The following is a 25,829-nucleotide window of genomic DNA, read 5'->3' as shown; positions in this document are numbered from 1 at the left end:
AACGGGAGACGGACCAGTGGCCGACAACGCGCGGGCTAAAAGGCTGGCGGACCTCATCCGGGAGGTGGTGGCCCAGAAGCTGCAGCGCGGGATCAAGGACCCGCGGCTCGGCTCACACGTCACCATCACGGACACCCGGGTCACGGGTGACCTCCGGGAGGCGACCGTCTTCTACACGGTCTACGGCGACGAGGAGGAGCGGAAGGCGGCGGCCGCGGGCCTGGAGAGCGCCAAGGGCATCCTGCGCTCCGAGGTGGGCCGCGCGGCCGGGGTGAAGTTCACGCCCACCCTGACCTTCGTGGCGGACGCCCTGCCGGACACCGCCCGGACCATCGAGGACCTCCTCGACAAGGCCCGGCAGTCCGACGAGAAGGTGCGCGAGGCGGCCACGGGCGCCACGTACGCCGGCGGCGCCGACCCGTACCGCAAGCCGGCGGACGACGACAGCGACACGGACGGCGACGCCACCGAATGACCCAGAAGCACACCACGCCCGACGGCCTCGTCATCGTCGACAAGCCGTCGGGCTTCACTTCGCACGACGTGGTCGCCAAGATGCGCGGGATCGCCAGGACCCGCCGCGTCGGCCACGCCGGCACCCTCGACCCGATGGCGACCGGTGTCCTGGTCCTCGGGGTCGAGCGCGCCACCAAACTCCTCGGACACCTGGCGCTCACCGAGAAGGAGTACCTGGGCACGGTCCGCCTGGGCCAGAACACCCTCACCGACGACGCCGAGGGCGAGATCACCTCGTCGACCGACGCCTCCAAGGTGACCCGGGACGCCATCGACGCGGGCATCGCCAAGCTGACCGGCGACATCATGCAGGTGCCGTCCAAGGTCAGCGCCATCAAGATCGACGGCGTACGGTCGTACAAGCGGGCCCGTGAGGGCGAGGACTTCGAGATCCCCGCCCGGCCGGTGACCATCTCCTCCTTCGCGGTGTACGACGTCCGGGACGCGGTCGCCGAGGACGGCACGCCCGTGCTCGACCTGGTGGTGTCGGTGGTCTGCTCCTCCGGCACCTACATCCGCGCCCTCGCCCGCGACCTGGGCGCCGACCTGGGAGTCGGCGGCCACCTCACCGCGCTGCGCCGCACCCGCGTCGGCCCGTACAAGCTGGACGCGGCCAAGACGCTGGACCAGCTCCAGCAGGAGCTGACCGTGATGCCGATCGCCGAGGCCGCCACCGCCGCGTTCCCGCGCTGGGAGGTCGACGCCAAGCGGGCCCGGCTGCTGCTCAACGGTGTCCGGCTGGAGATCCCCGAGGAGTACGCGGGAGCCGGTCCCGTCGCCGTGTTCGACGCCGAGGGCCGCTTCCTCGCACTGGTCGAGGAACACCGGGGGAAGGCGAAGAGCCTCGCCGTGTTCGGCTGAGGCGTGGAGGCGCGGAGGCGCGGAGGCGTTCAGGTCTGAGGCCTGAGCCGTCGGCCCTGAGATCGGGCCCGCACGGATCGGCGTCCGTTGTGGAGTGGCTGTCTGCCGGGGACTGGCTCTCCGCTGTGGAGTGGCTGTCTGCCGTGGAGCGGCGGCCGGCGGCCACACGGGCCCGGTCCTGCCGCCGCTCCACGGTCCCCCCTCGGTTCCCCCACCCCTAGGGTTATCCAGCAACTTCCGCCTATTCACCCGTCCGGGCAGGCGCTCGGAGTGAACCGGGGGAGCGGAAGGGGGCGCGTTCATCACGCGATCTGTCCCGCCGATCATCCCGCGCCTACCGTCGGAACCAGGGCACGGGGACGGGCGGGGAGGTACGACCATGACGGAACGGGGCCCGCGGGGCGGAAGCGGGCGCCGGGGGCACGACTGCGCGGAGCCGCCGTTCGAGGGACGCGCCGAGGGGGAGCGCGCGGGCGGGGGCGGCGCACACGGGGAACGGCCGTCCGGAGCGCGCGCGTACGAGGAGTGCGCCGGCGGTGGGCCGGGCGAGGGCCCGGGAGACCCTGCCCCGGCCACCACCCCGGCCGACGGCACGGGCGCAGGCGCCGGAACCGGCCGCCTCGACGCCGCCCTCGTACGCATCCGGGACCTGGCCGGCCGCCCGCGCGGACTCGGCTTCCTCGCCGATCACGAGGGCACCCTGCTCACCAGCCACGAGGCTGTCGACGGCCTGCCCCGGCTGGTGCTGCACGCCGGCGACCGTACCTGCGTGGTCGGCCCCGACGCGGTCACGGCACTGCCCGGTCTCGACCTCGCCCTGGTGCGCACGGAGGGGCTCGGCGTGGAGCCGCTGCCGCTGACCGTGCGGGAGCGGATCGACGCCGGCACCTACGTCCAGGTCGCCGCCGGCTGCTGGCGCGAGGCGCGGGTGCTGGCCGCCACGCAGGTGACGTACACCGCCACGGACCGCTTCCACCTGCTGGACGAGGCGCTGGAACTGGCCATCGGCACGGCCGGCCGGGACGCGCTCCGGCTGGGCGGCGGCGCGGCCGGCGGACCGGTGCTCGACGCACGCACCGGCGCGGTCGTCGGCGTCCTCGGCACCGCCCTGCACAGCGCTCAGCGCGACGCGGGATTCGCGGTGCCGCTGCGGCCCGCCGACGGCGCGCTCGCCGACTTGCTCGCCCGCAACGCGGCCACCGTGCCCGCGTACGGCGCCGACCTCAACCTCGCCGGCACCCTCCAGCTCACCATGACCCCGGTCGGGCAGAACGTCCCCCCGGGCGCCGTCGAACCGGTCGAACGCCCCGGCATCGTCCGGGAGTTGGCCGCCTTCACCGTCGGTGACCGGCCCGTGCTCGGCCTCGTCGGCGCGCCGGGCAGCGGTCGTACGACGGAACTCGCGGCGCTCGCCGCCCGCCGTGCCCGGGGTGAGCGGCCGGCCCCCACGCTGTGGCTGCGCGGTGCCGATCTGAGGGGCACCGACGACTCGGTGGCCGACGTGGTCCGCCGCACCTTGGCGCGTGCCGCCCGGATCATCGCCGCGTCCCGCTCCGGACGACCCGAAGACCTCGGCGACATCACGCCCGAACGCGTGGCCCGCCTCGCCGCCCGGGCCGGCCGCCCGTTGCTGCTCCTCCTGGACTGCCCCGAGGAGATGCCTCCCGCCCTCGCCGACCGCCTGCCCACCTGGGCCCAGGGCACGGCCACCTGGCTGACCGAGACGGGAACCCGCCTGGTGCTGGCCTGCCGGGAGGAACACTGGGAACACACCGGCCGGGCCTTCCCACCGGCCGTCCTCCACATGCCGGGCGACCCGGGCGACCCGGGAGAGCAGGTGCGAACACCGCCGGACCACGGGGTGCGTACGCCGGCCGACTCCGCGGTCGAAGCCGGCGGTGCCGGTGCGGTGTGTGCGTCGACTGGGTGTGCCGTTGAGGCAGAGGCTTCCGCCGTACCCGCCGAGTCGGTCCCCGGCGAAGCGCCCGGTATCCCCTCCACCGACCCCCTTCCGCCCTGTCTGCGGATCGGGGGCCTCACGTCCGGTGAGGCGCGGTGGGCTCGGGTGCGGTACGGGATTCCGGAGGGGGCGCTCGGTGAGCGGGACGCACGGCATCCGCTCGTACTGCGGCTGTTGTCCGAGGTGCGGGCCGCCGTACCGGACGCGCCGGTCGCCGGGCCCGTCGACCGGCACGACGTGTTCGCCGCCTACCTCGATCTGATGTGCCTGCGCGTCGCCGTCCGCCTCGCCGCCGTCGGCGGTCTGCGCGGAACGGCCGTGCGGCGGCTGGCGGCGCGGGTGGCCGGGCAGGTGCACGAGGCCGCCCGGCGCTGCCTCGGGCCGGGGCAGGGGGAGCTGGACGGGGAGTCGTTCGAGGCGGTGTTCCCCCGGGGTCCGGCCCCGGCCCGGCTCGGCGGCGGTACCGGCTGGGCCTCCGCCGTGCTGGCCGAGGGTCTCCTCGTGCCGGCCGGTACCGGCTACCGCTTCGCCCACGAGGAACTGGCCGACTGGATCCAGGGCACGCACCTGGACCTGGACGCGGCGCTGCTGGCCCTGGTGCACCACGTCGGCGAGCCGGGCGCGCCCCGCCCGGTGCCGCACCATCGCGTCGGCCCCGTCGTCCAGGCGCTGCTGCTCCTCGCCCGCCAGCAGGGAACCGGGCAACTCGCCCTCCGGCTGCGGGAGCTGGTCGACGCCCTGGACCGTGACACCGGCTCCTGGTGGGCCGCCCGGCTCCTCGCCCGGACCCTGCTCCAGGTCCCGGACGCGACGCCGTACACCGAGGTGCTGCGCCTGCTCGCCGACCGTGTCGTCGCCTGGCACGGCGCCCAGCGGCCCGTACCGGCCGACTTCCGCCCCGCCTTCTGGACCGGCCTGCCCGTCCCCGACACCGAGCGCCTGGACCTGCTGCGCCGCCTCGTCCTGGCGGACCCGGCGCCACCCGCGGCAGGCGACCGGTACCTGGACGCCGTCGCCGGACTGCTCGCCGCCGCCCCCACCGTCGTACAGCCCCTGCTCACCCAGTGGTTCGCGGACGAGCGGCCGCTGCCCGCGACCCCGCACGCCACCGTGGCCACCGCCGCGCAGGCGCTGCTGCATACCCACCGGCACGGTGCCCTGGACGTTCTCATCGAGGTACTGGTGGCCAGCGCGCACCGGCGTGCCGACGAACTGCTGGCCGTCCTCGCCGAGGAGGAGCCGTCCGCCCTCTGCCGGGCGGTGGACCGCTGGGCGCACGACGAGCGCACCGCCCGCCGGGTCGCGGCCGTGGCCTTCGCCCTGCGCGCGGCCCCCCACGCCCGCTCGGACGCCGACCGCGAGCTGCTGCGCTACGCCGCCCTCACCCTGCTCGCCCGCCCCGCCGACCGCACCCTGCACGGCGCCGCCCTGGCCCTGCTGGTCCGTGACCCGCGCTCCCGGGACCGGCACCTGCCCGCGGCCCTGCGCCACTTCGCCGACGGCGACCCGCAGTTCCCGCCCAGCGCCCTCGTCCCGGCCCTGACCACGCACCCGGAACCGGTCCTGGAGGCCTTCCGCGCCCGCCTGTGCGCCCCGGGCGCCGGCGGCCCGGACACCGCAGCGGTCCTGCGCAGCCTCACCCAGGTCGCTACCCCGGCCCTGACCCGCCGGGTCGCCGCCCTCGTCCGGGAGGCGCTGCGGCTGCGCCCGGAGACCGCCGGACCCGTCGCGGGCCAGGTCGCCGACCAGGTCGAGCGCCGCCTCGAAGAGGGCCCCACCGCCCGCCCGGTCGTGCTGCCCCTCGTCACCGGCCTGCTCGACGGCGGCCCCGAACCGCTCCGGGCGGCCCTCGCCACCGTCCTCGCCGCCCCCGGCAGCCCCGCCTCCCGCCCGCTCCGCCGCGAACTGCTGGAGTTCCTCCTCGCCCGCGAAGAGGACCCGTCCGTCCTGCTCGCCGTCCTGCATGCGGCCACGGAACACGGCGGCCGGGCGGAGGAGGCCCGCGGCCTGGTCCACCGCACCGGCCTGCTCCTCGTCCGCACGCCCGAGGGCGCCACCCGTTTCGACCGCGCCCTGGTCGACATCGCACGGCACGTGCCCGGCTTCGCCGCCCGCATGGCCCGCTGGCTGACCGAGGCCCCGGACGACTGGGCGGCCGTGGTCGGCCCCAGCACCCGCCGCATGATCGAGAGCATCGCGGGCGTACGCGTACCGGCCTGAGCCGCGGTGGGAACGTGCGCCCCGTCACAGCCCCCATGCCGATGCCGGCCCGGGGCACCCGGCATGGCACCCTTAGACCTGCACGACGAGGTCAAGGTAGACACGGACAAGGGTTCGAGGAGCGGTCACAGTGCAGCGCTGGCGTGGCTTGGAGGACATCCCCGAGGACTGGGGGCGCAGCGTCGTCACCATCGGTTCCTACGACGGCGTCCACCGCGGCCACCAGCTGATCATCCAGCACGCCGTCGACCGGGCCCGCGAGCTCGGCGTACCGGCCGTCGTGGTCACCTTCGACCCGCACCCCAGCGAGGTCGTCCGCCCGGGCAGCCACCCGCCGCTGCTCGCCCCGCACCACCGCCGTGCCGAACTCATGGCCGAGCTGGGCGTCGACGCGTGCCTCATCCTGCCCTTCACCACCGAGTTCTCCAAGCTCTCGCCCGCCGACTTCGTGGTGAAGGTCCTGGTGGACAAGCTGCACGCCAAGGCGGTCGTGGAGGGCCCCAACTTCCGCTTCGGCCACAAGGCGGCCGGCAACGTCGAGTTCCTCGTCGAGCAGGGCAAGATCTACGACTTCGAGGTCGAGGTCGTCGACCTGTACGTCAGCGGTGAGGCGGGCGGCGGCGAGCCGTTCTCCTCCACGCTGACCCGCCGCCTGGTCGCCGAGGGCGATGTCGCGGGCGCCCGCGAGATCCTGGGCCGCCCGCACCGCGTGGAGGGCGTCGTCGTCCGCGGCGCCCAGCGCGGCCGGGAGCTGGGCTTCCCGACGGCCAACGTCGAGACGCTCCCGCACACCGCCATCCCCGCCGACGGCGTGTACGCCGGGTACCTGCACGCCCAGGGCGAGGCCATGCCGGCCGCGATCTCTGTCGGCACGAATCCGCAGTTCGACGGCACCGAGCGCACGGTGGAGGCGTACGCGATCGACCGCGTCGGCCTCGACCTGTACGGCCTGCACGTCGCCGTCGACTTCCTCGCGTACGTGCGCGGGCAGGCGAAGTTCCAGTCGCTGGAGGCCCTGCTGGAGCAGATGGCCGCGGATGTGAAGCGGTGCCGGGAGATCGTGGCGGCGGAGGAGTAGTCGCCGTTCCGGCGGGAGTCGTTTCAGCGAGGCTCCTCACAGCGAGAAAGGGCGGCCGGTGCGGTGAGCACCGGCCGCCCTTTTCCGTGACCCCCTACTGCTGGGGCGGGGCCGGAGGAGCCTGCGGAGGCTGCTGCGGCTGCTGTCCCGGCTCGGGCTGCTGTCCCGGCTGCGGTTGCGGCTGTGACGAGGGCTGGGGCTGAGGCTGCGGCTGTCCGGCCTGCGGGTGGCCCGGCTGCTGCGGCGCCCCCGGATGCGGCTGCGGCTGGCCCTGCTGAGGCGGGTACGGCTGCTGCGCGGGGGCGTACGCCTGACCGGCGGCCGGGGCGTACGGCTGACCGGGGGCCGGGGGATACGGCTGACCGGGGGCCGGGGGATACGGCTGACCCGGGGCCTGGGGATACGGCTGCCCGGCGCCGTACAGCTGTTCCGGCATGGGCTGGCCCGGCATGGGCTGTCCGGGCACGGGCTGGCCCGGCATCGGCGTTCCCGGCACGGACGCTCCCGGCATGGGCGGGGCGGCCACCGGCGGCGGGTTGCCGTCGCTCGTCCACAGCCCGTGCGCCTGCTGGTGACGGGTGAAGTCCTCGGCGACCATCGCGGCGAGGTTGAAGTACGCCTCGCGCGTCTTCGGCCGCATCATGTCGAGGTCCACCTCGGCGCCGGCCGCCAGATGCTCGTCGAAGGGCACGACGATGACGCCGCGGGTGCGGGTCTCGAAGTGCGCCACGATGTCCTCGACCTTGATCATCTTGCCGGTCTCGCGGACCCCGGAGATCACGGTGAGGGAGCGGGAGACCAGATCGGCGTACCCGTGCGCGGACAGCCAGTCCAGCGTCGTACTGGCGCTGCTCGCGCCGTCCACGGACGGCGTGGAGATGATGATGAGCTGGTCGGCGAGGTCGAGCACCCCGCGCATGGCGCTGTAGAGCAGACCGGTGCCCGAGTCGGTCAGGATGACCGGGTACTGCCGGCCGAGCACATCGATCGCACGCCGGTAGTCCTCGTCGTTGAACGTGGTCGAGACGGCCGGGTCCACGTCGTTGGCGATGATCTCCAGACCGGAGGGCGCCTGGGAGGTGAACCGCCGGATGTCCATGTAGGAGTTGAGGTACGGGATGGCCTGGACGAGGTCACGGATGGTGGCCCCGGTCTCCCGGCGCACCCGCCGCCCGAGCGTACCGGCGTCCGGGTTGGCGTCGATGGCGAGGATCTTGTCCTGCCGCTCGGTGGCGAGGGTGGAGCCGAGCGCGGTGGTGGTCGTGGTCTTCCCGACACCGCCCTTGAGGCTGATGACCGCGATCCGGTAGCAGGACAGCACCGGCGTACGGATCAGCTCCAGCTTGCGCTGCCGCTCGGCCTCCTCCTTCTTGCCACCGAGCTTGAACCGGCCGCCCGCCGCCGCGGGCCGTCCGCTCTTCGCCTTCTGCTTCTTGTTGTTGAGCAGCCGGTCCGAGGACAGCTCCACGGCGGCGGTGTAACCGAGCGGCGCGGCACCGGGGTTGGTCGGCTGCCGCTGATCGTGCTGAACGGGCTGCGGCCACGCGGCGCCGGAGCGGGGGTCGACCGGGGCGTGCGGGGGCTGCGGGGCGCCGGGGGCACCGTCCGGATTCTGAGGCGGCTGCGGGAAGCCGTAACCACCGGGCTGCGGCTGCGGGTTGTGATTCCCCGGCTGCGGGAAACCGTATCCGCCCGCCTGAGCGGTGGAGTTGGGCAGGCCCGGCTGCGGGAAGCCGTAACCGCTCGGCGGTGTGGGGCCGTTGGGGTGCGGCTGGGGCGCCGGGGGTTGCGGGAAGCCGTAAGCGCCGGGCTGGACCGGGGGGTTGGGAGCGCCGGGCACCGGGGCGCCGGGCTGGGGGAAGCCGTAGCCGCTCGGAGGCGGGGTGGGGCCGGGAGCGGGGCTGTGGGGAGCCGGCTGCGGGCCGGGCGCCGGCGCGCTGGTCGCGCCCGGCTGCCCCGGTTGGCCGGCGGGGTTGGCCTGGCCGGCGTGGTTCGGCTGGTTCCACCCGGAGGGCGCGGGCTGCGGTGCCTGCGGCTGGAACGGCGGCTGCTGACCGGGCATGCCGGCGGGGCCCTGGCTGCCGGTCGCCTGCGGCTGCCGGCCGGGCATCGGACCGGGCTGCTGCGGGGCGGCGGCCGGCTGCTGCCCGGGCTGTGCGGGCCACTGGGCGGCGGCGGCCGGGGCGGCGGGCTGGTACGAGGGCGGCAGCGAGGGCAGCCCGTTCTGCGACGCGGACGGCGTCCAACCAGGCTGGGCACCCTGCGGGGCCGGGGGAGCGGGCGGTACGGCGCCGTAGGGGGCGCCGGGGGCGGGCTGAGCCGCGTGCGGCTGGGCGCCGGGGTGGGCGGCGTCCGGCTGTGGGAAGCCGTATCCGCCGGGCTGCCCGGGGGCGGGCTGAGCCGCGTGGGGCTGCGGGGCACCGGATGCCGGGTCACCGGGATGGGCCGCGTCGGCGTGCGGGGCCGCGCTGGCCGACGCACCGCTGTCCGCAGCACCGTCACCCGGTGATGCGCTGTCTTCCGCCGCACCGGGCCGGGGCACACCGCCCGGGGTGGTCACGCCCGCTGCCCCGGCGTCCGCGGGCTTCGGCGCATCGGACCGTGCCGAGTCGGCGGAGCCCTCCGACAGGGCGGGACGCACGGCGTCGGCCGCGCCCCCGTCAGCGCGGCTCTCCTCGGCGCCCCCCTTCTCGGGGTCACCCTCCCCGGTGCCGCCCTGCTCGGCGGCGGCCTGCTCGGCGACGCTCGATTCCGTCGCGGTCTTCTCGTCGGCGGTTGCGTCGGTGGCGGAACCCGCCGGAACGACGGCCTCCGCGACCGAGCCGTCCTGTGTGGCGGCCTCGCCACCAGATTCCTCGGCGCCGTCCTCGTCACCGGACTTCCCGGCGCGTTGGGCGTCGCCCTCCGCAGCGACGAACCCCTCGGCAGCGACGGACCCCTCGGCAGCGGTGGACCCCTCGGCAGCGGTGGGCCCTTCGGCAGCGACGGACCCGTCGGCGCCCGAGGCACCGAGAGAACCCTGCGAACCGCCGGCACCTTCCGCACCGGCGGAGCCCTCCGCAGCGCCGGAACCCTCCGCACCCGATGACTCGTCGGCACCGGCGGAACCCTCGGAACCGGCGGAGCCCTCATGGCCGGCCTCGGCCGGCTCCCCGGCGGCACCAGCGCGCTCGGCGATCTCCGCCATCTGCCGCTTCAGCGCGACGGCGGAGAACCGCATGGTCGCCCCGCTCTCCAGATCCCCGTTGTCCGTCTCCGGCTCGACCACACCGGAAGCGGCCGGCGCCTCCGACTGGGCAGACTGGGCCTTCTGTGGCTCGAAGCCCTCGGGCAGCCGTGGCATCGGAACGGGGTCACCGGTCGGCGGCGCGGGGTGCGCGGGCCCGGCCGGGGGAGCGTACGCAGTCCCCTGGGGCGGAGTGAACGAAGCGCCCTGCGCCGGACCGTACGGAGTGCCCTGCGCCGGACCGTACGAAGCCCCCTGCGCCGGAATGAACGGAGTTCCCTGCGGTGGCGTACCCACCGGCGGGCCGGCCACCGGCGGAGTGGCCGGCGGGGGCGGCGTCGGACCCGGAACCGGCGTGCCCGTGGGGAACGGCAGTCCAGGAGCCGCCGGAGTGCCCGAGTCACCGGCAGCAGCGGACCCGGTGGACCCGGTCGACCCGGCGAAACCGCCGGCACCGCTCGTACCGCCCGCGCCACCGGCACCCGTACCGCCCGCCCCCGACGCGTTCTGCGTGTACCAGGCGGGGGGAGCGTAGTCGATGGTGAACTCGCCGGTGGTCTCGACGGCCTCCGCGTCGGGCTGGTCATCGCCGGGTGTGCCCCAGCCCCCGCGCATCCCGTCCCGATCGCTGCTCACAGTTCCTCCTGGTGTGGTCGAGCACCCTCATGCCGTGCCGGGGCGACCATGTCGTGTCGTACCGAGTCGTCCGTAGTCGTTCGGGGGCGGTCCGAAGCACCGGCTCTCCCCCCGGGACACCGACGCCGGTTCACGGGTCCTGTCATCGCGCCCGCTCCCAGCCTAATCACCAGGAGCCACACCTCGGCAGGCCCGCCCACCTCTCCGTGCCCGCACACCAGGCCACGGCACGCGCACAGACACCGGTCCGCGCTGTGCGACCGCGTACGACGTCCTGAACAAAAGGGACGGAAAAGGGTAGTTCAGTCCATCCGCCGGGGTGTGCCCAACAATCCGATCTCGGCGTCGGTGGGTTGCGTCAGCACGTACTGCCGGTCACGGTCGGTACACCACAGGGTGACGCCGTCGGGCAGCCCCGGCAGCGACTCCACCTCGGTCCGCGACAGCCCCATCGTGCGCCCCAGTTCGGCCGCCTCGTCCGGCGAGACCCGCTGGATACCGGCGAGCCGCGCCTGCCGCAGCAGCCGGGGCGCGACGGGACTGAGATACGGCAGCAGGGTCAGCACGGACTGCCAGGGACCGGACACCACCCGGCCGCGCGGGGGCCGCATCCCGCAGTCCCGCACCACCAGCACCGGCGTACCGGCGGAGGCACCCTGCGGCGGCACCCGCCCGACGTCGTACACGGACAACCCGTTCTGCCCACCGCCCATGGCATGCACCATCTGCATCCAGGCCTGCGGCCGCCCGGTCTCCACCGCGACCCGGGCACCGGTGGCGGCGGAGCGCAGTGCCATGACCTGCGCGGTCCACAGGCCGCCGATGAGCACGATGTCGTACGGCGTCGGGCGGTTCACCCCGAGGATGGCGGGCTGTCCCTCGTTGTTGACGCCGACCACCACGCCGTCGTCGCCGATGGGCAGGTTCAGCGCGTCCAGCTGCTCCACGGGCAGAGTGTGCCTGGGGTGACGGGGACCGAGCAGGCCGAAGCCGGTGCGCAGCCGCTCACCGAGCCCCGGACCGGACGGGGTGGGCGAGGTCGTCGTGGTCATCAGCGGGCACCTCCGAGCGGCAAGGTCGCCAGAACGCCGGGGAGTTGTTCACGGTCCAGGCGCGCCAGCCCGGTGCGCGCCTGCTGTGCCGCACGCTCCAGATCGCGCCGCGCGTCGGTCAGTTCCTGCTTGCTGCGGCCGGTGATCCGCACATGGCCGGTGACGGTCACGTCCTGCTGCGCGCCCTTGGCCAGCGTCAGGCTGAAGGTCGTCGCGAGCGCGGGCACCGCGGTCAGCTGTGCCACCAGCTGGGCCAGCGAGCCGCCGGAGCCGCCGAGCTGGGGCCAGCGCCGCACCCAGTAGGTGGTGTGCCGGCGGTTGTCGCAGCGCCAGCTGCGACTGGACTCCTCGGTCCGTCGCTGCGGTGCCTCGCCCCGCCCGGCCTGGGCGGTCACCATCGGGTTGGCACACGCGGAGGTGGCGATGGCGGCCGTCAGCTCCTCCTCGGTGAGCACGTTCGCCCGGAACCCGGCGCCGGTCAGCCGGCTCGACAGGTGTTCGGCCGAGCGGGCCAGGCACTTCTGTGCCCCCAGCAGCCCGCCGCCGCGCGCGGCCACCGCCTCCGGGCACAGCTCGGGGTCGAGCTTCAATGCGATCCAGGTGATGCGGACCGCGGGGGAGCCGGTCTGGGCCTGCAGCGGCGCGTAATTGCTGACGACGACGGACTGCTGGGGCAGGTGCAGCGCGGGCGCGGGCTGGGTGTGCACCACGATCTGCGCCGACTCCAACTGGATGCCGTCGACTTCGAGGACGTCGCGGACGAGCGCCATCGGCAGCGGTCGCCTCCCGTGCTCCGCGCGCAGCGCGTCGACGTCCGACTCCACCTGGAGCACCGCGGTCAGGAAGCCGCCGTCGCCCACCATGCCGATCGGCCGCTGATCGCGGTCGTCACCGCGGTTGAAGCTGAACGTGCGCAGGGTCGGGTCGCACTCCACGGCGGGCGCGAGACCGGAGTCGGTCCCCGGCGGCACCGGAGTGCCGGCGGCCCGCCGTATGCGGGCCCGCATGGCCAGCAGGGTGCCGAGCCATTCCGGCAGGGAGCGTCCCCGGCGCCGTACGACGGCGAGCACCACGAACACCAGGGAGACGGGGGCGACGGCGATCAGCGCGACCGTGCCGATGAGCCAGCCGCACAGGGCGAGGGCGCCCGCGATCTCCAGCAGCACCAGCCGCTGCACCGCGAACGAACCGCCACGGCCCGAGCGGGACTCCGGACGCGGGGCGAAGGCGCCCTGGTAGGGCGTGGGCGCCTGCTGGGCGCCGCCCCGCCCGGAGGAAGAGCCGCGGGCACCCGACCGGCGCGCGCCACCCGATCGTGATCCCGATTGCGATCGCGACCGGGTCCGCGTTGCGGAAGCCATCACTTCAAAACCCCCGAACTCTCCCGAAATCCCTTGCGCTCCGGTCCCTTCAAGCCCTGAGCACCCTACCCGTGCCACCAGCACGTCCTCGCAACAGGCATAGTAGGGGCCGGGTCTGACAGTCGAGGCACCAGAGGAAAACCGAGGACGGGGGACGGATCTTCACAGGTCCCCCACGGCTCCGCAACGGGGAGAGAGCGGACACAGATGGCATCACGGCGGGACGAACTCAACGCCTACACCTTCGCGAAGCGCCGCACGCTCGCGTCCTTCCTGCAGCCTTCCCCCTCCGGCTCGGAGGAGGGCGCTCCCAAGCCGCTGGGCGCACTGGTCCCCGGCGTCGTCGTCGGTGTGGTGATCCTCGCGGTGTTCGGCGCGATCGGCATGTTCAGCCCGACGGCACCCAAGGGCTGGGACACCCCCGAGGAACACGTCATCGTCGCCAGCAAGTCGACCACCCGGTACGTCGTCCTCAAGACGGGCAAGCAGAAGCAGCTCCACCCCGTCCTCAACATGGCCTCCGCCAAGCTGCTCCTGGACCCCAGCAAGGCCAGCGTCATCACCGTCGACGAGAAGATCCTGGACAGCGGCAGGCCTCCGCACGGCGCCACCATCGGCATCCCGTACGCGCCCGACCGCCTGCCCTCCCCGGACGAGGCCGAGGCCGCCAAGCGCTGGGCGGTCTGCGAGCGCCCCGCCGACGGCGGCCGGGCCATCCAGAAGGCGGCGTTCGTCCTCGCGAAGAAGGAGTGGTCCAAGACGGAGGGGCCCGACCGGCTCACCCGCGGCGACCTGATGTACGTCGTCGGTCCGGACGGCAAGACCCAGTACGTCGTCGACGGCCAGGGCAAGGCGTACAAGCTCGCCGACCCGGGCGACAAGGAACTCCTCAAAGCCCTTGACACCCGGGGCCGTGCCCCGCAGCGCGTCTCCCAGGAATGGCTCGACACCCTCCGCAAGGGCGCCCCGATCGCGATCCCGCCGATCGAGGGCACACCCGGCGCGAAGGCCGACGCCGGGATCATGCCCGCGCAGTACGACAAGGTCGGCGAGGTCATCAAGGCCTACGACGGACAGGTGTTGCGGTACTACGTCGTCCTGCGGGGCAAGGTGGCCCGCATCTCCGAGTTCACCGCCACGCTCCTGCTCAACAGCGGTCAGCTCGTCGGCGTCGGCCAGGCCGGTGAGGCGCAGCAGGTCAGCCCCGGCGCGGTCGCCGACAGCACGGCCTTCGACGACGACAAGGACTGGCCGACGTACAAGCCGAGGACGGTGAACGACGGCTCCAGCGCCACCAGCGGCCGCAACACGGTCTGCAACGTGCTGCGGTCGGTCGGCGCGAAGGGAGCGACGACCCTGTCCACCTGGGTCGGCAAGGACTTCCCCGCGCAGCTGCCCACGGGTTCCTCCAGCGCCTACGTCACCGCCGGTTCCGGTCAGCTCTACCGTCAGTTCCAGGGCACGGAGACCACGGCCGGCGGCGTCTTCCTGGTCACCGACACGGGCCTGCGCTACGCCTTGCAGTCCAACAGCGACAGCGCCACCGACGACAAGGGCATCGGCACCTCCGCCAAGAAGCGCAAGGAGGAACTGGCCGAGGCGAAGATCGCCCAGACCCGCCTCGGTTACGAGAAACTGACGCCCACGCCCATCCCGCTCACGTGGTCGACGTTCCTGCCGACGGGCCCGCGCCTGTCGGAGGCGGCGGCGCGGCAGCCGCAGGGTTCGTAGCGGCGCGCGGAGGAGAACGGACTCATGCTGAAGGCAAGGACGTCGGGAGCCGCGACCCGAGCGGTGGTCGTGGCCGCCGCCGTGGCCCTCACCGCCACGAGCACCGTGCTCGCCCTGCCCGCTTCCCCGGCCCGGGCGGACGACGGTCAGTGCACGTTCCCGTCGAAGCCGTACGCGGGCCGGCCGTGGGCGCTGCAGCGCGTCAACCTGGACGAGCTGTGGGCGCGGTCCACGGGCAAGGGCGTCCAGGTGGCCGTGATCGACACGGGTGTGGACGTCAAGAACCCGCAGCTCACCAAGGCCGTGGACGCGTCCAGGGGCAAGAACCTGCTGCCCGAGAAGAACCGCAAGGGCGAGAAGATAGACCGCGGCAACAAGTCGGGCACCACCGACACGGTCGGCCACGGCACGCGCGTGGCAGGCATCATCGCGGCCCGCCCGGCGAAGGGCACGGGCTTCGTGGGCCTGGCCCCGGACGCCACGATCATCCCGATCAAGCAGAACGACGCCGAGGGCGACGGCACGGCCGACTCACTGGCCCAGGCCATCACCTACGCGGTCCAGGCGGGCGCCGACGTCATCAACATCTCCCAGGACACGGCCGAGGCGCTCGACCCGAAGACCACGAAGCTGAAGGACGCCGTCGACTACGCACTCAACCGGAAGGTCGTCGTCGTGGCCTCCGCCGGCAACGACGGCCTGGGCGGCAACGTCAAGGTCACGTACCCCGCGTCGTACGAAGGCGTCCTGGCGGTGGCGGCCTCCGACCGCAACAACGAACGCGCCGCGTTCTCACAGTCGGGAGACTTCGTGGGGGTCGCCGCCCCCGGCGTCGACATGATCTCCACGGTCCCGGGCAACGGCCACTGCTCGGACAACGGTACGAGCTTCTCGGCACCCTATGTCGCGGGCGTGGCCGCCCTGTTGAAGTCCAAGTACCCCGACTGGACGGCCCAGCAGGTCGTCGCCCAGATCGAACAGACCGCGGAACGCTCGATCCCCGGACGTGACCGGCTGGTGGGCTGGGGCGTGGTAGACCCCGTGAAGGCACTCACGGAGGTGGACCCGGCGCACCCCGTCGAGTCCCCGAAACCCGAGAACGGCATGGCCAGGGGAGAGGCCCCGTCGGTCACCCCCCTGCACTTCGGCGAGACGGCCGAGGAACGCGACAACCGCCTGGCCACGTACACGGTCGTGGGAGGCCTGGTGCTGGTGGCGGGCCTGACGGGCACGGCGGTGGCGATCCGGGACGCGCGGCGCAGACGCGGGGGCCGTCCGCGCACCTCCTGACGGCGGCTCTCCGGCGCCGTCGGTGACGGAGCCATGGTGCGGCGGCGGTGCCTCGGGGACACCGCCGCCGGACGTCGTACCGCCTTGTTCGCTGTGAAGAGGTCCGCGTCAGCTCGCCGGCGGGGAGGCCTTGTCGTCGGCCTTGAAATCGAAGTTGATCTGGCTCCCCTTCACCGAGGAGACCGTCACCGTCACGCCCAGCGTGCTGCCGTCGTCGGCAGTGAGCGTGCAACGGGTGGTGGTGCCGACCTTGCCCGCGAGGTCCTCCGGACAGGTGATGTCCGGCTTCGGCCGACCCGTCTGGGCCGCGAGCTTCTCGGAAACCGTGTCGGCCAGCTTGCCGGCGGAGATCTTCGGCTCGGACTTCTCCACGGTGACCGACCCCGAACAGCCGACAAGCAGCACACCGGCGGCCACAGCCGAAAGACTCCATGCTGCTGCGGACGTGCTGACTATCGCCATGGGGGCTCCATTCCGGGTATCAGGATGAGAGAACGCCCGAAGCATACTGGCACCCAGGAAGCTTCATAAATCCTCCATCCCGCGTACGCGTCCCTTCACTTGACCCGCCGGACATCCTCACCGGGAATCAAACGCGCGGTCGAGGACATCACAAAGGTAATTGAGCTTGGGCACAACGTCTTCTTCCCGGAGCCGACCCTTGGCCCAGGTGATGAGTTCGCCCCTGTTGAACCGGAGCGGGCTTTCGGCGTCCGCCGCGCGGAGCACGGAACGCGGGACGGCGTTCGGAGCGGTGACCGAGAAGACGGCGTAGTACGACGTCTTCGTGAGGGAGTGCCCGGGGCCCGCCGACTGGACGGTCCGCGCGTCGCGGTACTCGAAGCAGCGAACAGTACGGCCGCGATGCCGGCCTTCGACGCAGTCCCAGACGCTCAGTCCCGATGACACGTCAGGAAAGGGCGTGGCGCCCTCGTAACGGTCGGCGCCACCAGCGACGCGCGCCCGGTACGTCCATCCACGCCGCTGCGCGAGGGCGACGAGGGCGGAGACCTCCTCGTCGTCGCGGGAGTCCTCCTGGGCGTCGGACCAACTGGCCCAGACGATGCCACCGAAAGCGCCACCGAAGAGAACGAGGACACCGGCGGCGGCCATGAGAAAGTAACGACGCGGTATTTCCCGGTCGTTGACGATGACCACGTCCCGTTGCTTCGTCGGATGCGGCAGGTCGTCGAAGTTCATCGTTGAGTTCGCCTTCTGATGCTCGTAGGTGCCGATGCTACACTTCGCGCGCCGATCATTAAGTGCGTCAATGAGCGTTGTTTCGGCTGGAGTTGAGGAAGGCGAGGGCAGCCATGGCTGATCCTGATCTGGGTGCGGATTCGCAGGCCCTCAAAAAGGGCGCGAAAGACGTTGTCGAGGCCCTACGCCCCACCGAGGGTTTCGATTTGGAGGAGTCGGCGGGACGCAGTGCGTCCTTCGGGCATTCGTCCGCGTCCTCGTCATTCGCGGCGTTCTGCGCGACCTGGCAGGCGGGCGCGCAGATCCTCAGTGGCAGCACGGCCCGGCGCGCGGCGGGGCTGATCTCGGCATCGGGCATCCTGACGGACACGGACGGGCAGGTCCGGGACGCGGCCGACTCCGTCAAGACGAACCAGGGCAAGTGAGGCAGGAGCGGGGAAGCAGTGGCAGCCGCACTCGGGTCGACGAAGGACCCCAAGGAGCTCGTTCCCGGTGACGTACACGCGCTGACCGAGCTCGCGGACACCATGCAGCACTGGTCGGACAAGTTCGACAAGGTCGGGTCCAATCTGCGGGACGTGAAGGTCCCCGGCTGGCACGGAGAGGCCAGCGACGCGTTCTGGAAGAGCCTGAACGGCGAGAAGGGCAACTGGTACATCGCCTCTGACCACATGGCAGGTGCGGCCGGCGCGATCAAGTCGTACACCAGCATGCTGCACTGGGCACAGGGGCAGGCGGCCGACGCGATTGAGAAGTGGGACAAGGGCGACCACGCGGGAGCGCAGCAGGTGCTCAACACCGCACGCACCCAGCTGGAGCACGAGGCCGGAACGCTGTCGTCCAAGCTGGAGAAGCTGTCCGGCGGAGCCAAGGACAGCCCGAGCTGGCTGACCCAGGCCCGGCAGCTCGCCAAGGAGCTCGGGCTCGGTCAGACCACCATCAAAGAAGACGAACTCTGGCAGTACGGGAACAACCCAGCTGACAAGCGGAAGCGGCAATGGGGCTACCAGGATCCCAACGCCACGTCGGAAGACCCCAACGCGCCGAAGAAGGTCAGCTGGTCGGTGAAGATCGCCGAGTTCAGCGGCGGTGCCAATGTCTGGTCCGCGGATGCCAAGGGCGAGACCACGGTGGGTGGCGTCAAGCTGTCCGGCAACGCGGGCGTCTCGCTGCTCGGCTATGACGCCTCCGCGGTCGCCGGCATCACCGACGGAAACCTGGAGCTGAAGGGGACGGCCAGCGCGTACCTCGCCAAGGCCGAGGCCGGCGGCAAGGCCGAGTACGGCATTCTCGGCCTCCAGGCCCAGGGCAGCGCCCTGGTGGGTGCCAACGCCGAAGTGAAGGGCACCATCGGCAAGGACGGCCTGCACGGGGGCGCGGAGGCTTTCGCCGGTGCGAAAGCCGAGGGATCGGCCGCCGCGGACGTGGGCGGTGTGGGTGCCGGTGTGACCGGCGAGGCGTGGGCCGGCGCGGGGGCCTCGGCCAGCGTTGACGTGGGCAAGGGCGACGACGGCAAGTACCACGTGGGCGGCGAGGTCGGTGTCGGACTCGGGCTCGGCGGGAAGGTGGGCTTCCAGGTCACCGTCGATCCGGGCGAGGTCGTCGACACCGTCGGTGACGCCGCTGACGCGATCGGCGATGCCGCGGGTTCGGCGTACGACCACACGCTCGGCAAGTGGTTCTAGGCTTGCGATGAGGCTCAGCAAGGAAGTGGGTTCACGATGACGGGCACGCTGCCGGTCAAGATCTCGTTCTCGTTGCCGGACGGCTGGCGGTCGGCGCCGCCGGACGAGGTGGGGGCGCCCGACGCGGCCTTCGTCGCGCTGCACCCCGCCTCCATCGACGGGTTCACAGCGAACATCACCATCGCCGGCGGGATGCGCAACGACAGCGCCACCATGCGGCAGATCGCCGACGAGTCGGTACGGCGGCTCGGGCAGGCCGGCAGCGTGGAGGTCACCAAGCAGGAAGAGGTGGGGACCCCCGACATCCCGGGGCTGACCGACTCACCCGGAGTCGTCCAGAACCTGCGCCTGTCGACCACCCTGCACGGAGCACCGCTCGAACTGGTGCAGAGCCAGGTCTACCTCGGCCTGGAGGATGTGGACCGTCCGTCGCAGCGGGCCGTGATCGAGCTGGTGCTCACGGCGAAGCCGGAACAGCTGGCGGCGGTGCTGGACGACTTCAAGCAGTTCGTCCGCTCGGTGCGGGCGGACCAAGCCGCCTGATCCCCGGGTCGGCGGTCTCAGACCGCCGACCAGACCTGCGGCGGAATCCGGTCCAGCACGTCGCACAGGTAGTCGAGCCGCTCGTCGAAGTCCTGCGGGCTCAGCCGGCCGCGGCGCCAGGTGAGCAGCTCGCCGTTGTGCAGCCGGATCGGGGAGTCCTGCACGGTCTGTGGCCGCGCGGTCAGGAAGGGCACCACGTCGCCCGTCAGGGCGTCGCGGGCGAACGACTCGTCGTCCGTGATCACCCGGAACGCCTCGTCGAACTCCGGCACGCCGAGCTGCACCACACGGCCACGCTGCGTCACCCCGTCGAGCGCCTGCGGCCGTCGCACCACCAGCTCGGGCCCGGGGCCCGGCGCCACGACCGCGAACACCGTCCAGAAGACGGGCTGGTTCCGTCCCGGGCCGTCGTGGACGTCGAGGGTGCCGGTCACATACTCGAAGCAGCGGAAGCCGCGCCCTCGGAACTCCCCGGTGATGTAGTGCTCCGCTCGCAGGTTGTGCCCCCTGTCAGGCAGCGGCGCCATGCCGCAGAGCCCGTCGATCAGCCCGTATGTGGCTTGCTGGTAGCCGTAACCGCGTCCCTGCGCGAGCCGGATCGCCGCGGCTCTCTCCTGCACGCCGCGCGCCCGGTTCCGCTGGGCGCGCACCATCATGGTGATGACGAGGGCGAAGATCCCTCCCACGACCAGGATCATGAGCACGGGCATCAGTACGGTCATGGGACGCGATTATGTCTGATGACGCGCACCGCGGGCCGGGCGCCGGCCCCGACCGTTCCGCGGGTGGGCGGTTCGCCTCGTGCGACCGATGGCTCATGACCTCTCTGCCGGGATGGTCTCGCGCTGGAGTTCCGTACCGTGAAGACAGAGGTGGAACGTGGTCGTCCCGAGCGCGCCCGTGCCAGATGACGTCTTTCGAGTGGATTTGCCGGAGAGCGGCATCGATACCGCGTAAAGGTTTGATGCAGATCGCATGAGACTGACGCGCTTGTGCCTTCAGGCGCGCCCATCGTTGGTCGACGGAGTGGCGGCGCACGACTGCGTCGCCGTACGCATTCGCTCGTTACAAACCGGCAATTCCGACGAAGTGTGCCACCTGGGCCGGTGCCGACGCGCAGTCAACACCCCTGCCCGGTTGGACCGGTTGGACGGGTTGACTAGAGTGGTAAACGCGTTGTGAGACGCGGCTCGCTTTGCGATCGTACGGCGAGCGGCTGGTCGGCCCTCGCTCCGGAGGAGCCGATGAACGTACGGGGAAACGGGGAGGAGCGTCGTGCTTCCGTCAGACATGGTGGGGGGCGTGTCGGCGACCAGGGCGGCGAACCTGGAGGCCAGTGGTGAGGCGCTGGACAAGTTCGTGGGGCAGGTGGACTCGGTGCTCCGTGCTCTGGAGGAGTCCGCGGGCAATCCCACGAAGGTCGGTGCACAGGGGATCAGGGCCACGTCGCTGACGTCGGGTGGGGAGAGCGAGTTCCCCGAGGCGCATGGTCTGTACAAGCAGTACACGAGGGTTCACCACGAACTGACGACCCTCTCCAAGAGCTTGCATCTGCAGATCGAGGCTATCGGCATCGCGGTCACCGGTGCGCGCAATGGCTTCGACAGTCTCGAAGAGGAGCAGCGGCAGCGGTTCTGGGCGATCCAGGCGGAGATCAAAAAACTTCAGCCCAAGGTGGACGACCAGCAGCACGCCAGCAGCGGCACCAAGACGAAGGCGTGACGATGACGGACAAGCAGCACAAGGACGATCTGCATCGCGTCTCTCAGCAGAACTCCGTGACGGACATCGTCCGCGGAATCGAGGACGGTCCGCGCGGCGGCTTCCTCAATGGCATGGTGCGGTCCGTGGTCGAAACCACGCCCTTCGGGCGGGCCGTCGCCGCCAGGACGGACTTCGACAAGCGCGACCTCGACCTGAACCAGATGATCGATCTGGTCGAGCAGACCGACCCGGCGGATCTCGAATCCTCCGGCAAGGCGCTCTGGGACGCGCGCGATGCCATCAAGAAGGCCGCCGACGATCTCAAGGCCCACATCGACAAGGTCCCCTGGGTGGGAGTGTCGGGCGACCAGTTCCGCACGTGGGGCGACAACCTCGTGACCAACACCCACCATCTGAGCGAGTTCGCCGGGGCTGCGGGCGACCAGATCACCGCTGCCGCGGTGGGCCTCGCGGCCGTACGTGGTGGCATGCCGGCCCGTGACACCAGGGCGAACCCGAAGCGGCCCGACAAGTTCACCGATGCCGAGAAGGCGGCGAACAAGACGGAGTACGACCACGCCGTCCGGGTGGAGAAGGACCGTCAAGAGGCGATCAACCAGATGAATCGGTTGGCGTCCTACTACGCGGTCTCGGAAGAGGTGCTGTCGGCGCTGCCCGCCAAGGACAAGACGCCGAACTTCACTTCTATGCCCGACGTGGGCGTGCCTCGGCCTTCGCAGCGGTTCAGGGAAAGTCCTCCCACGTCCGGCACTGGCTCGCACACGGGTACCGGCTCGGCCCCCGCCATCGGTCATCACTCAACTGCGGTAGGGGCGGACAATGTTGCCCACCATGTCACCGGCGACACCATCCCACACCACGTCACCGGCGACACCATCCCGCACCACGTCCCGACGACGCACAACAACCACACGGTCCAGCTCCCTGAGCAGCCGCCCGTCGGTACGAACATCGACAGCACCGGCACGCTGCCTCCGCCCACGACCACACACACGACGGGTCCCACCCCGCCGGTCACAGGCGGGCCCCCGGCAGGCGGCGGTCAGCCCGATCCATTGGGTGGCGCCGGCTACCGGGCTCCGTTGCCCAATTCGACGTCCGGCCGAAACCTGAGTGGTTCGGCTGGGTACCGTACCCCTCCTTTTGCTCAGGGGCGTGCGGGCACGGCCGGGCTGGGCAATCCCCAGAGTCCCGGACGCACCGCAGCACAAGGACCCACCAACCAGATGGGGCGTGCCACGTCGACGGGACAGCCCGCCGGCAGGGGTACTGCGTCCCCGATGGGCCGTGCGGTCACAGGTGGTACGCCGCGGCCCGGCGGCACGGCGACGCCCCGGGCGAACGCCACGCCGGCCACCGGCGCCGGCCGTTCCAATGGGGTCGTCGGGGGGCGCCCCACGGCCACAGGCAATCCGGCCAAGGGCGGGGCAAGGATTCCCCGTGGCACGGTCATCGGGGCTGAGGGACAGGCCAATTCGCAGTCCACAGCCGGTCGACTCGGTCAGCGTGGCGTCTTCGGAGCGCCCGAGTCCGCAGCGCGGCCCGCTGCGAAGCCGACTGGCTCTTCCGGGTCTCGTACCGGTGTCGGCACGTCCGAGGCTGTCACCGGCAGGCCGACCGGGCGGAACTCTGCTGCGGGTGCCGAGCGGAACGGTATGACGCGTGGTGGTTCCGGTCTCGTACGCGGTGCCGGCCGCAAGGGGAAGGCCGAAGACGCGGACGAACAGACAGAGCTGCCCGAGAAGCCGCGGCGTGATGTGCCGCCGACGGCGAACTGACCGCGAGCGAGGACACGGAAGACGATGAAGTCAGGGATGGGCCGACGAGTCGAGCGGGCTTCGCTCCACGGGACGCGTAGCGGTAGACGAGTGCGTGCTGTGGCCGCAGCCGTCGGAGCCCTGTTGGCCGCAACCGTGGGGTTTGCGCCGAGTGCTGTTGCCGACGATGTTCAGGCGAAGCAGTGGTACCTGGGCCCAATGCAGGCCGAGAAGATGTGGAAGGTCAGCACGGGCAAGGGTGTGAAGGTCGCTGTTATTGACAGCGGAGTGAACGCGAACACGTCGTCGCTCAAGGGGCAGGTGCTGACCGACGAGGTTCCGGAGTCGGTTGCCTACCGCGCCACGGATGATTACGACGGTCACGGGACGACCACTGCTGAGTTGATCGCGGGAACGGGTGCGGGCGGCGGGCTGAAGGGCCTGGCTCCCGGTGCGAAAATCGTTCCGTATCGGGTCAAGTTCGACGACTTGAAGGGCAGCGCGGCTGAGCTGAGCAGGACGCCGGAGCCTGCTGAGGCGATCAGGGCGGCTGCGGACACCGACGCCAAGATTATCAATATGTCATTCGGCGCGCTGGGACCGAGCTCGAAGGAGGAAGAGGCTGTTCAGTACGCCGCTTCGAAGGGGAAGCTGCTGATAGCAGCTGTCGGTAACGACGGCCGGAAGGCAGGAGACACCATCGGTTACCCGGCCGCTTATTCGTACGTCATCGGCATCGCATCGGTCGACAAGTCCCTCACGGTCTCGAAGTTCTCCTCGTCTGGTAATTACGTTGACCTTTCGGCCCCGGGGCAGGGCTTTCCAGGCTGGTGCGACGGCAACTTCCGTTCCTACTGCGACGATGTGAACGGTACGAGTTCGGCAGCCGCGATCGCCTCGGGTGCTGCCGCGCTGATCTGGTCCGCACACCCTGACTGGACGGTGAACCAGGTTGCCCGCGCTCTGATCGACACGGCCGGCCGTACGTGGGCGAAGAACGACCCGAGCAAGTACGCCGGCTATGGGCTCATTCGCCCTCGTCTCGTTCTTGCGAACCGGAACTACGACGCGGGCCCGGCCAACGTGGACCCGCTCGCCAAGGAGAACGGCGGCGACCTGCTGGCCAAGTCCGCGGCGTCCTCCACGTCTTCCTCGCCGTCCCCGTCCGCCCCTTCCTCTTCCGCATCAACCCCGTCACAAGCCCCGGAAAAGGGTTCTACCGGCGGGACTTCGGCGGCAGGATCAAGCACGGAGTCGTCGAACGACAACACCACCCTCTGGGTCGTACTCGGCGCCGCGGCCGCCGTCGTCGTGGTCGGCGGTGGGGGCCTGGCCGTCGCGCGGGCGCGGCGTGCCAGGTGATGTCGTCAGCCGTCTGTAGCCCTGTGCTCTTCGGATAGGGCGCGCAGTACGCGCCCGCCGCCGTACTGCACGGTGCGGTAGTGGGCCGAGACAGTTGGACCAACGAGACAGACAGAGAAAGGGCTGAGATGGCCGAGAACAAGCAGAAGCTCGAAGATGCCGCAGTAATCCACCTGCAGAAGCAGATGCTGGAGAAGTACGACGGCATCCGGAAGCGGGTGCACGGGCTGCAGGGCGTCATCGACGGCCTGGAGGGCCAGTGGCACGGTATCGGTCGTGCCGCCTTCGACTCGAAGCAGTACGAGATCAACCAGTCGCTCCAGGCCATCGGCGGCATCCTCGGTGACGTCATCGAGGCCATGACCGCGACCCGCAACATCAAGGACAGCAAGGAAGACGAGGTCCGCGCGGCCGTCAACAAGATCGACGTGCGAGACGGCGCTCCCACCGTGTCTCCGCTCAGCTCCTACTGACCGAGCGGCACCCAGGACTTTCAGCCGGGCATCCCGGCGCATCCACCGGATACACATCAGCGAGACGAGGTAACAGGTATGGCCAACAACGCTGACGGCCTGTCAGTCACTTATGACGGGCTCGACGTCGCGGCGACCAAGATCGGCAACGAGGCGAGCCAGCTCGAACAGGACCTGCAGGAGCTGCGCCGGCTGGTCGTGAGCAGCCTGCAGTACTGGGAAGGCCAGGCCCAGGACACCTTCCACGAGAAGCTGAACCGCTGGGACAAGGAAGCGAACGACATCCACCAGGCGCTGAGCGGCATCGGCCACGTCGTCGCCCAGTCCGGCGGTACGTACATGGAAGGCGACAAGAAGGCGGCCAGCTACTTCCGCTAGGCCGACGCTCGCAGGAGCGACGAAGCAACCGCAGGGTGGGCGCGCACGGGAGGCGCCCACCCTGTTGTTGTGTCGGGCCGGAGAAGCCGATCCGACGCCAGCGACATGCCCGGTTGCCGCAAGGTCGAAGACGGGCAGATGGGCAGATGGCCCTGAAGGATGCCGGCTGCCGAGGCTGTCCTCCTGGCTGCCGGATTGACATCCAGCCGGCGTTCCCCGCGTCGCCCATCGGGTTCGGTCACGGATTGGGCACCGCGGTCGGCAGGCCGGCTTGCGCAGCGCAGCCTGCCTCCCGGGCCACCTCCCGGGAGACGGAATTCAGGATCACCATGCGGTCCTTGTCGATGCTGTCCCCGCGCAACTGGGCTTTGGAGGCAGACAGTTCCGCCTTCACATACTTCGTATCGCCGATGTACGCGTCTTTGGAAGCTGCGATGGTGGGGCACTGAAAGAACAGGTCAGCGCCGTCGCGGCCCACTTGGGCATACAGTCCGACGGGGTATCTGACCGTGCTTCCGTTGGCGTCCTTGTCGGATGGCGCAGGGTACCTTTGGGATGCCGAAAAACGAATCTCAAGAAGCGGCTTCCCGCTGTCGTCGCCGGCCTTGTACACCCAGCATGCCGTGCGCTCACGATATTCGTCGTGCAGATGTCTCACTGCGTTCCGTACAGTGAACGTATGGGGCTGTCCCGCCTCGCCGGCGCCCGTGGATTCGTCGAACTGATCAGTACCGGCCAGGTTTTGCAAGGCTTTCCTGGCGGAAGCGTCGAGTGT

The 25,829-nt window shown here is 71.3% G+C and carries 21 protein-coding genes; 14 read left to right on the top strand and 7 right to left on the bottom strand.

Annotated elements, in window-relative coordinates; genetic code table 11:
• The first annotated feature begins 16 nt into the window (after window positions 1–16).
• From rbfA to C3492_RS08225, 4 genes are all read left to right on the top strand, one after another.
• A complete protein-coding gene (gene rbfA, locus C3492_RS08240) occupies window positions 17–475 on the top strand; it encodes a 30S ribosome-binding factor RbfA (RefSeq protein WP_014675351.1) in 459 nt (152 codons plus the stop codon).
• Window positions 472–1,377 (top strand): tRNA pseudouridine(55) synthase TruB, encoded by a 906-nt coding sequence (truB, locus tag C3492_RS08235; RefSeq protein ID WP_103811095.1) that lies wholly within the window; start codon window positions 472–474, stop codon window positions 1,375–1,377. Before rbfA ends, truB begins: the two co-directional genes overlap by 4 nt.
• Before the next feature lie 379 nt (window positions 1,378–1,756).
• Window positions 1,757–5,557, top strand: coding sequence for a trypsin-like peptidase domain-containing protein (locus C3492_RS08230; protein ID WP_103811094.1), 3,801 nt, complete (start codon window positions 1,757–1,759; stop codon window positions 5,555–5,557).
• A gap of 130 nt (window positions 5,558–5,687) precedes the next feature.
• Complete coding sequence (locus C3492_RS08225) at window positions 5,688–6,635, top strand: bifunctional riboflavin kinase/FAD synthetase (RefSeq protein WP_103811093.1); 948 nt, start codon at window positions 5,688–5,690, stop codon at window positions 6,633–6,635.
• A 94-nt stretch (window positions 6,636–6,729) separates the two neighbouring features.
• Here the strand turns inward: C3492_RS08225 and C3492_RS08220 are convergent, their stop codons facing one another.
• The 3 genes from C3492_RS08220 to eccE all read right to left on the bottom strand — a co-directional run bounded on the left by C3492_RS08220 (window position 6,730) and on the right by eccE (window position 12,910).
• Entirely contained in the window at window positions 6,730–10,476 is a 3,747-nt protein-coding gene (locus C3492_RS08220; protein ID WP_308461132.1) for an SCO5717 family growth-regulating ATPase, read from the bottom strand.
• A 323-nt stretch (window positions 10,477–10,799) separates the two neighbouring features.
• The gene (locus C3492_RS08215; protein WP_103811091.1) at window positions 10,800–11,549 is read right to left on the bottom strand and encodes a hypothetical protein; all 750 of its coding nucleotides are present in this window, start codon (window positions 11,547–11,549) and stop codon (window positions 10,800–10,802) included.
• Window positions 11,549–12,910, bottom strand: a complete 1,362-nt coding sequence (eccE, locus tag C3492_RS08210) for a type VII secretion protein EccE (protein WP_103811090.1) — start codon at window positions 12,908–12,910, stop codon at window positions 11,549–11,551. Before eccE ends, C3492_RS08215 begins: the two co-directional genes overlap by 1 nt.
• Window positions 12,911–13,117: 207 nt before the next feature.
• On the opposite strand from eccE, the gene eccB reads away from it, so the two are divergent.
• Complete coding sequence (gene eccB / locus C3492_RS08205; protein ID WP_103811089.1) at window positions 13,118–14,641, top strand: type VII secretion protein EccB; 1,524 nt, start codon at window positions 13,118–13,120, stop codon at window positions 14,639–14,641.
• Window positions 14,642–14,665: 24 nt separating this feature from the next.
• The gene (mycP, locus tag C3492_RS08200; RefSeq protein WP_103811088.1) at window positions 14,666–15,931 is read left to right on the top strand and encodes a type VII secretion-associated serine protease mycosin; all 1,266 of its coding nucleotides are present in this window, start codon (window positions 14,666–14,668) and stop codon (window positions 15,929–15,931) included.
• A gap of 108 nt (window positions 15,932–16,039) precedes the next feature.
• On the opposite strand, the gene C3492_RS08195 is transcribed toward mycP, so the two are convergent.
• Window positions 16,040–16,393 carry a DUF4333 domain-containing protein gene (locus tag C3492_RS08195; RefSeq protein WP_103811087.1) on the bottom strand — a complete coding sequence of 118 codons (354 nt, stop codon included), beginning with the start codon at window positions 16,391–16,393 and terminating at the stop codon, window positions 16,040–16,042.
• Window positions 16,394–16,510: 117 nt separating this feature from the next.
• Window positions 16,511–17,131 (bottom strand): hypothetical protein, encoded by a 621-nt coding sequence (locus C3492_RS08190; RefSeq protein WP_103811086.1) that lies wholly within the window; start codon window positions 17,129–17,131, stop codon window positions 16,511–16,513.
• Between the two features lie 113 nt (window positions 17,132–17,244).
• On the opposite strand from C3492_RS08190, the gene C3492_RS08185 reads away from it, so the two are divergent.
• The 3 genes from C3492_RS08185 to C3492_RS08175 are packed head-to-tail and all read left to right on the top strand — an operon-like array spanning window position 17,245 to window position 19,359.
• Window positions 17,245–17,556 (top strand): hypothetical protein, encoded by a 312-nt coding sequence (locus C3492_RS08185; protein WP_146075660.1) that lies wholly within the window; start codon window positions 17,245–17,247, stop codon window positions 17,554–17,556.
• 18 nt (window positions 17,557–17,574) lie between these two features.
• Window positions 17,575–18,816, top strand: a complete 1,242-nt coding sequence (locus tag C3492_RS08180; RefSeq protein WP_103811084.1) for a putative T7SS-secreted protein — start codon at window positions 17,575–17,577, stop codon at window positions 18,814–18,816.
• A gap of 36 nt (window positions 18,817–18,852) precedes the next feature.
• Window positions 18,853–19,359: a hypothetical protein gene (locus C3492_RS08175; protein ID WP_181140263.1), complete on the top strand. Its 507-nt coding sequence runs from the start codon at window positions 18,853–18,855 to the stop codon at window positions 19,357–19,359.
• Window positions 19,360–19,376: 17 nt separating this feature from the next.
• Here C3492_RS08175 and C3492_RS08170 read toward each other — a convergent pair whose 3' ends face one another.
• On the bottom strand, window positions 19,377–20,081 hold the full coding sequence (locus C3492_RS08170; RefSeq protein WP_103811083.1) for a hypothetical protein: 705 nt from the start codon (window positions 20,079–20,081) through the stop codon (window positions 19,377–19,379).
• Window positions 20,082–20,661: 580 nt separating this feature from the next.
• Here C3492_RS08170 and C3492_RS08165 point away from each other — a divergent pair.
• From C3492_RS08165 to C3492_RS08145, 5 genes are all read left to right on the top strand, one after another.
• On the top strand, window positions 20,662–21,081 hold the full coding sequence (locus tag C3492_RS08165) for a hypothetical protein (RefSeq protein WP_308461130.1): 420 nt from the start codon (window positions 20,662–20,664) through the stop codon (window positions 21,079–21,081).
• Between the two features lie 2 nt (window positions 21,082–21,083).
• Window positions 21,084–22,862 carry a hypothetical protein gene (locus C3492_RS08160; RefSeq protein ID WP_103811081.1) on the top strand — a complete coding sequence of 593 codons (1,779 nt, stop codon included), beginning with the start codon at window positions 21,084–21,086 and terminating at the stop codon, window positions 22,860–22,862.
• A gap of 90 nt (window positions 22,863–22,952) precedes the next feature.
• Complete coding sequence (locus tag C3492_RS08155; protein ID WP_374938332.1) at window positions 22,953–24,203, top strand: S8 family serine peptidase; 1,251 nt, start codon at window positions 22,953–22,955, stop codon at window positions 24,201–24,203.
• Between the two features lie 128 nt (window positions 24,204–24,331).
• Entirely contained in the window at window positions 24,332–24,676 is a 345-nt protein-coding gene (locus C3492_RS08150) for a WXG100 family type VII secretion target (protein ID WP_030657588.1), read from the top strand.
• A gap of 78 nt (window positions 24,677–24,754) precedes the next feature.
• Window positions 24,755–25,054, top strand: coding sequence for a WXG100 family type VII secretion target (locus C3492_RS08145; RefSeq protein WP_103811079.1), 300 nt, complete (start codon window positions 24,755–24,757; stop codon window positions 25,052–25,054).
• Between the two features lie 238 nt (window positions 25,055–25,292).
• On the opposite strand, the gene C3492_RS44135 is transcribed toward C3492_RS08145, so the two are convergent.
• A complete protein-coding gene (locus tag C3492_RS44135) occupies window positions 25,293–25,802 on the bottom strand; it encodes a hypothetical protein (protein ID WP_146075659.1) in 510 nt (169 codons plus the stop codon).
• Between the last annotated feature and the right edge of the window lie 27 nt (window positions 25,803–25,829).

Origin of the sequence: Streptomyces sp. Ru62 (assembly GCF_002920615.1) — a bacterium.
Taxonomy (GTDB): domain Bacteria; phylum Actinomycetota; class Actinomycetes; order Streptomycetales; family Streptomycetaceae; genus Streptomyces.
The sequence above is the reverse complement of the archived record's forward strand: the minus strand, read 5'-3'. Positions and strand labels throughout refer to the sequence as shown.

Excerpts from the sequence above, each read along its gene's own strand:
- truB (WP_103811095.1), top strand. The coding sequence starts at position 472 with ATGACCCAGAAGCACACCACGCCCGACGGCCTCGTCATCGTCGACAAG.
- C3492_RS08230 (WP_103811094.1), top strand. The coding sequence starts at position 1,757 with ATGACGGAACGGGGCCCGCGGGGCGGAAGCGGGCGCCGGGGGCACGAC.
- C3492_RS08220 (WP_308461132.1), bottom strand. The coding sequence starts at position 10,476 with ATGCGCGGGGGCTGGGGCACACCCGGCGATGACCAGCCCGACGCGGAG.
- C3492_RS08215 (WP_103811091.1), bottom strand. The coding sequence starts at position 11,549 with ATGACCACGACGACCTCGCCCACCCCGTCCGGTCCGGGGCTCGGTGAG.
- eccE (WP_103811090.1), bottom strand. The coding sequence starts at position 12,910 with ATGGCTTCCGCAACGCGGACCCGGTCGCGATCGCAATCGGGATCACGA.
- eccB (WP_103811089.1), top strand. The coding sequence starts at position 13,118 with ATGGCATCACGGCGGGACGAACTCAACGCCTACACCTTCGCGAAGCGC.
- mycP (WP_103811088.1), top strand. The coding sequence starts at position 14,666 with ATGCTGAAGGCAAGGACGTCGGGAGCCGCGACCCGAGCGGTGGTCGTG.
- C3492_RS08195 (WP_103811087.1), bottom strand. The coding sequence starts at position 16,393 with ATGGCGATAGTCAGCACGTCCGCAGCAGCATGGAGTCTTTCGGCTGTG.
- C3492_RS08190 (WP_103811086.1), bottom strand. The coding sequence starts at position 17,131 with ATGAACTTCGACGACCTGCCGCATCCGACGAAGCAACGGGACGTGGTC.
- C3492_RS08185 (WP_146075660.1), top strand. The coding sequence starts at position 17,245 with ATGGCTGATCCTGATCTGGGTGCGGATTCGCAGGCCCTCAAAAAGGGC.
- C3492_RS08175 (WP_181140263.1), top strand. The coding sequence starts at position 18,853 with ATGACGGGCACGCTGCCGGTCAAGATCTCGTTCTCGTTGCCGGACGGC.
- C3492_RS08170 (WP_103811083.1), bottom strand. The coding sequence starts at position 20,081 with ATGACCGTACTGATGCCCGTGCTCATGATCCTGGTCGTGGGAGGGATC.
- C3492_RS08160 (WP_103811081.1), top strand. The coding sequence starts at position 21,084 with ATGACGGACAAGCAGCACAAGGACGATCTGCATCGCGTCTCTCAGCAG.
- C3492_RS08150 (WP_030657588.1), top strand. The coding sequence starts at position 24,332 with ATGGCCGAGAACAAGCAGAAGCTCGAAGATGCCGCAGTAATCCACCTG.
- C3492_RS08145 (WP_103811079.1), top strand. The coding sequence starts at position 24,755 with ATGGCCAACAACGCTGACGGCCTGTCAGTCACTTATGACGGGCTCGAC.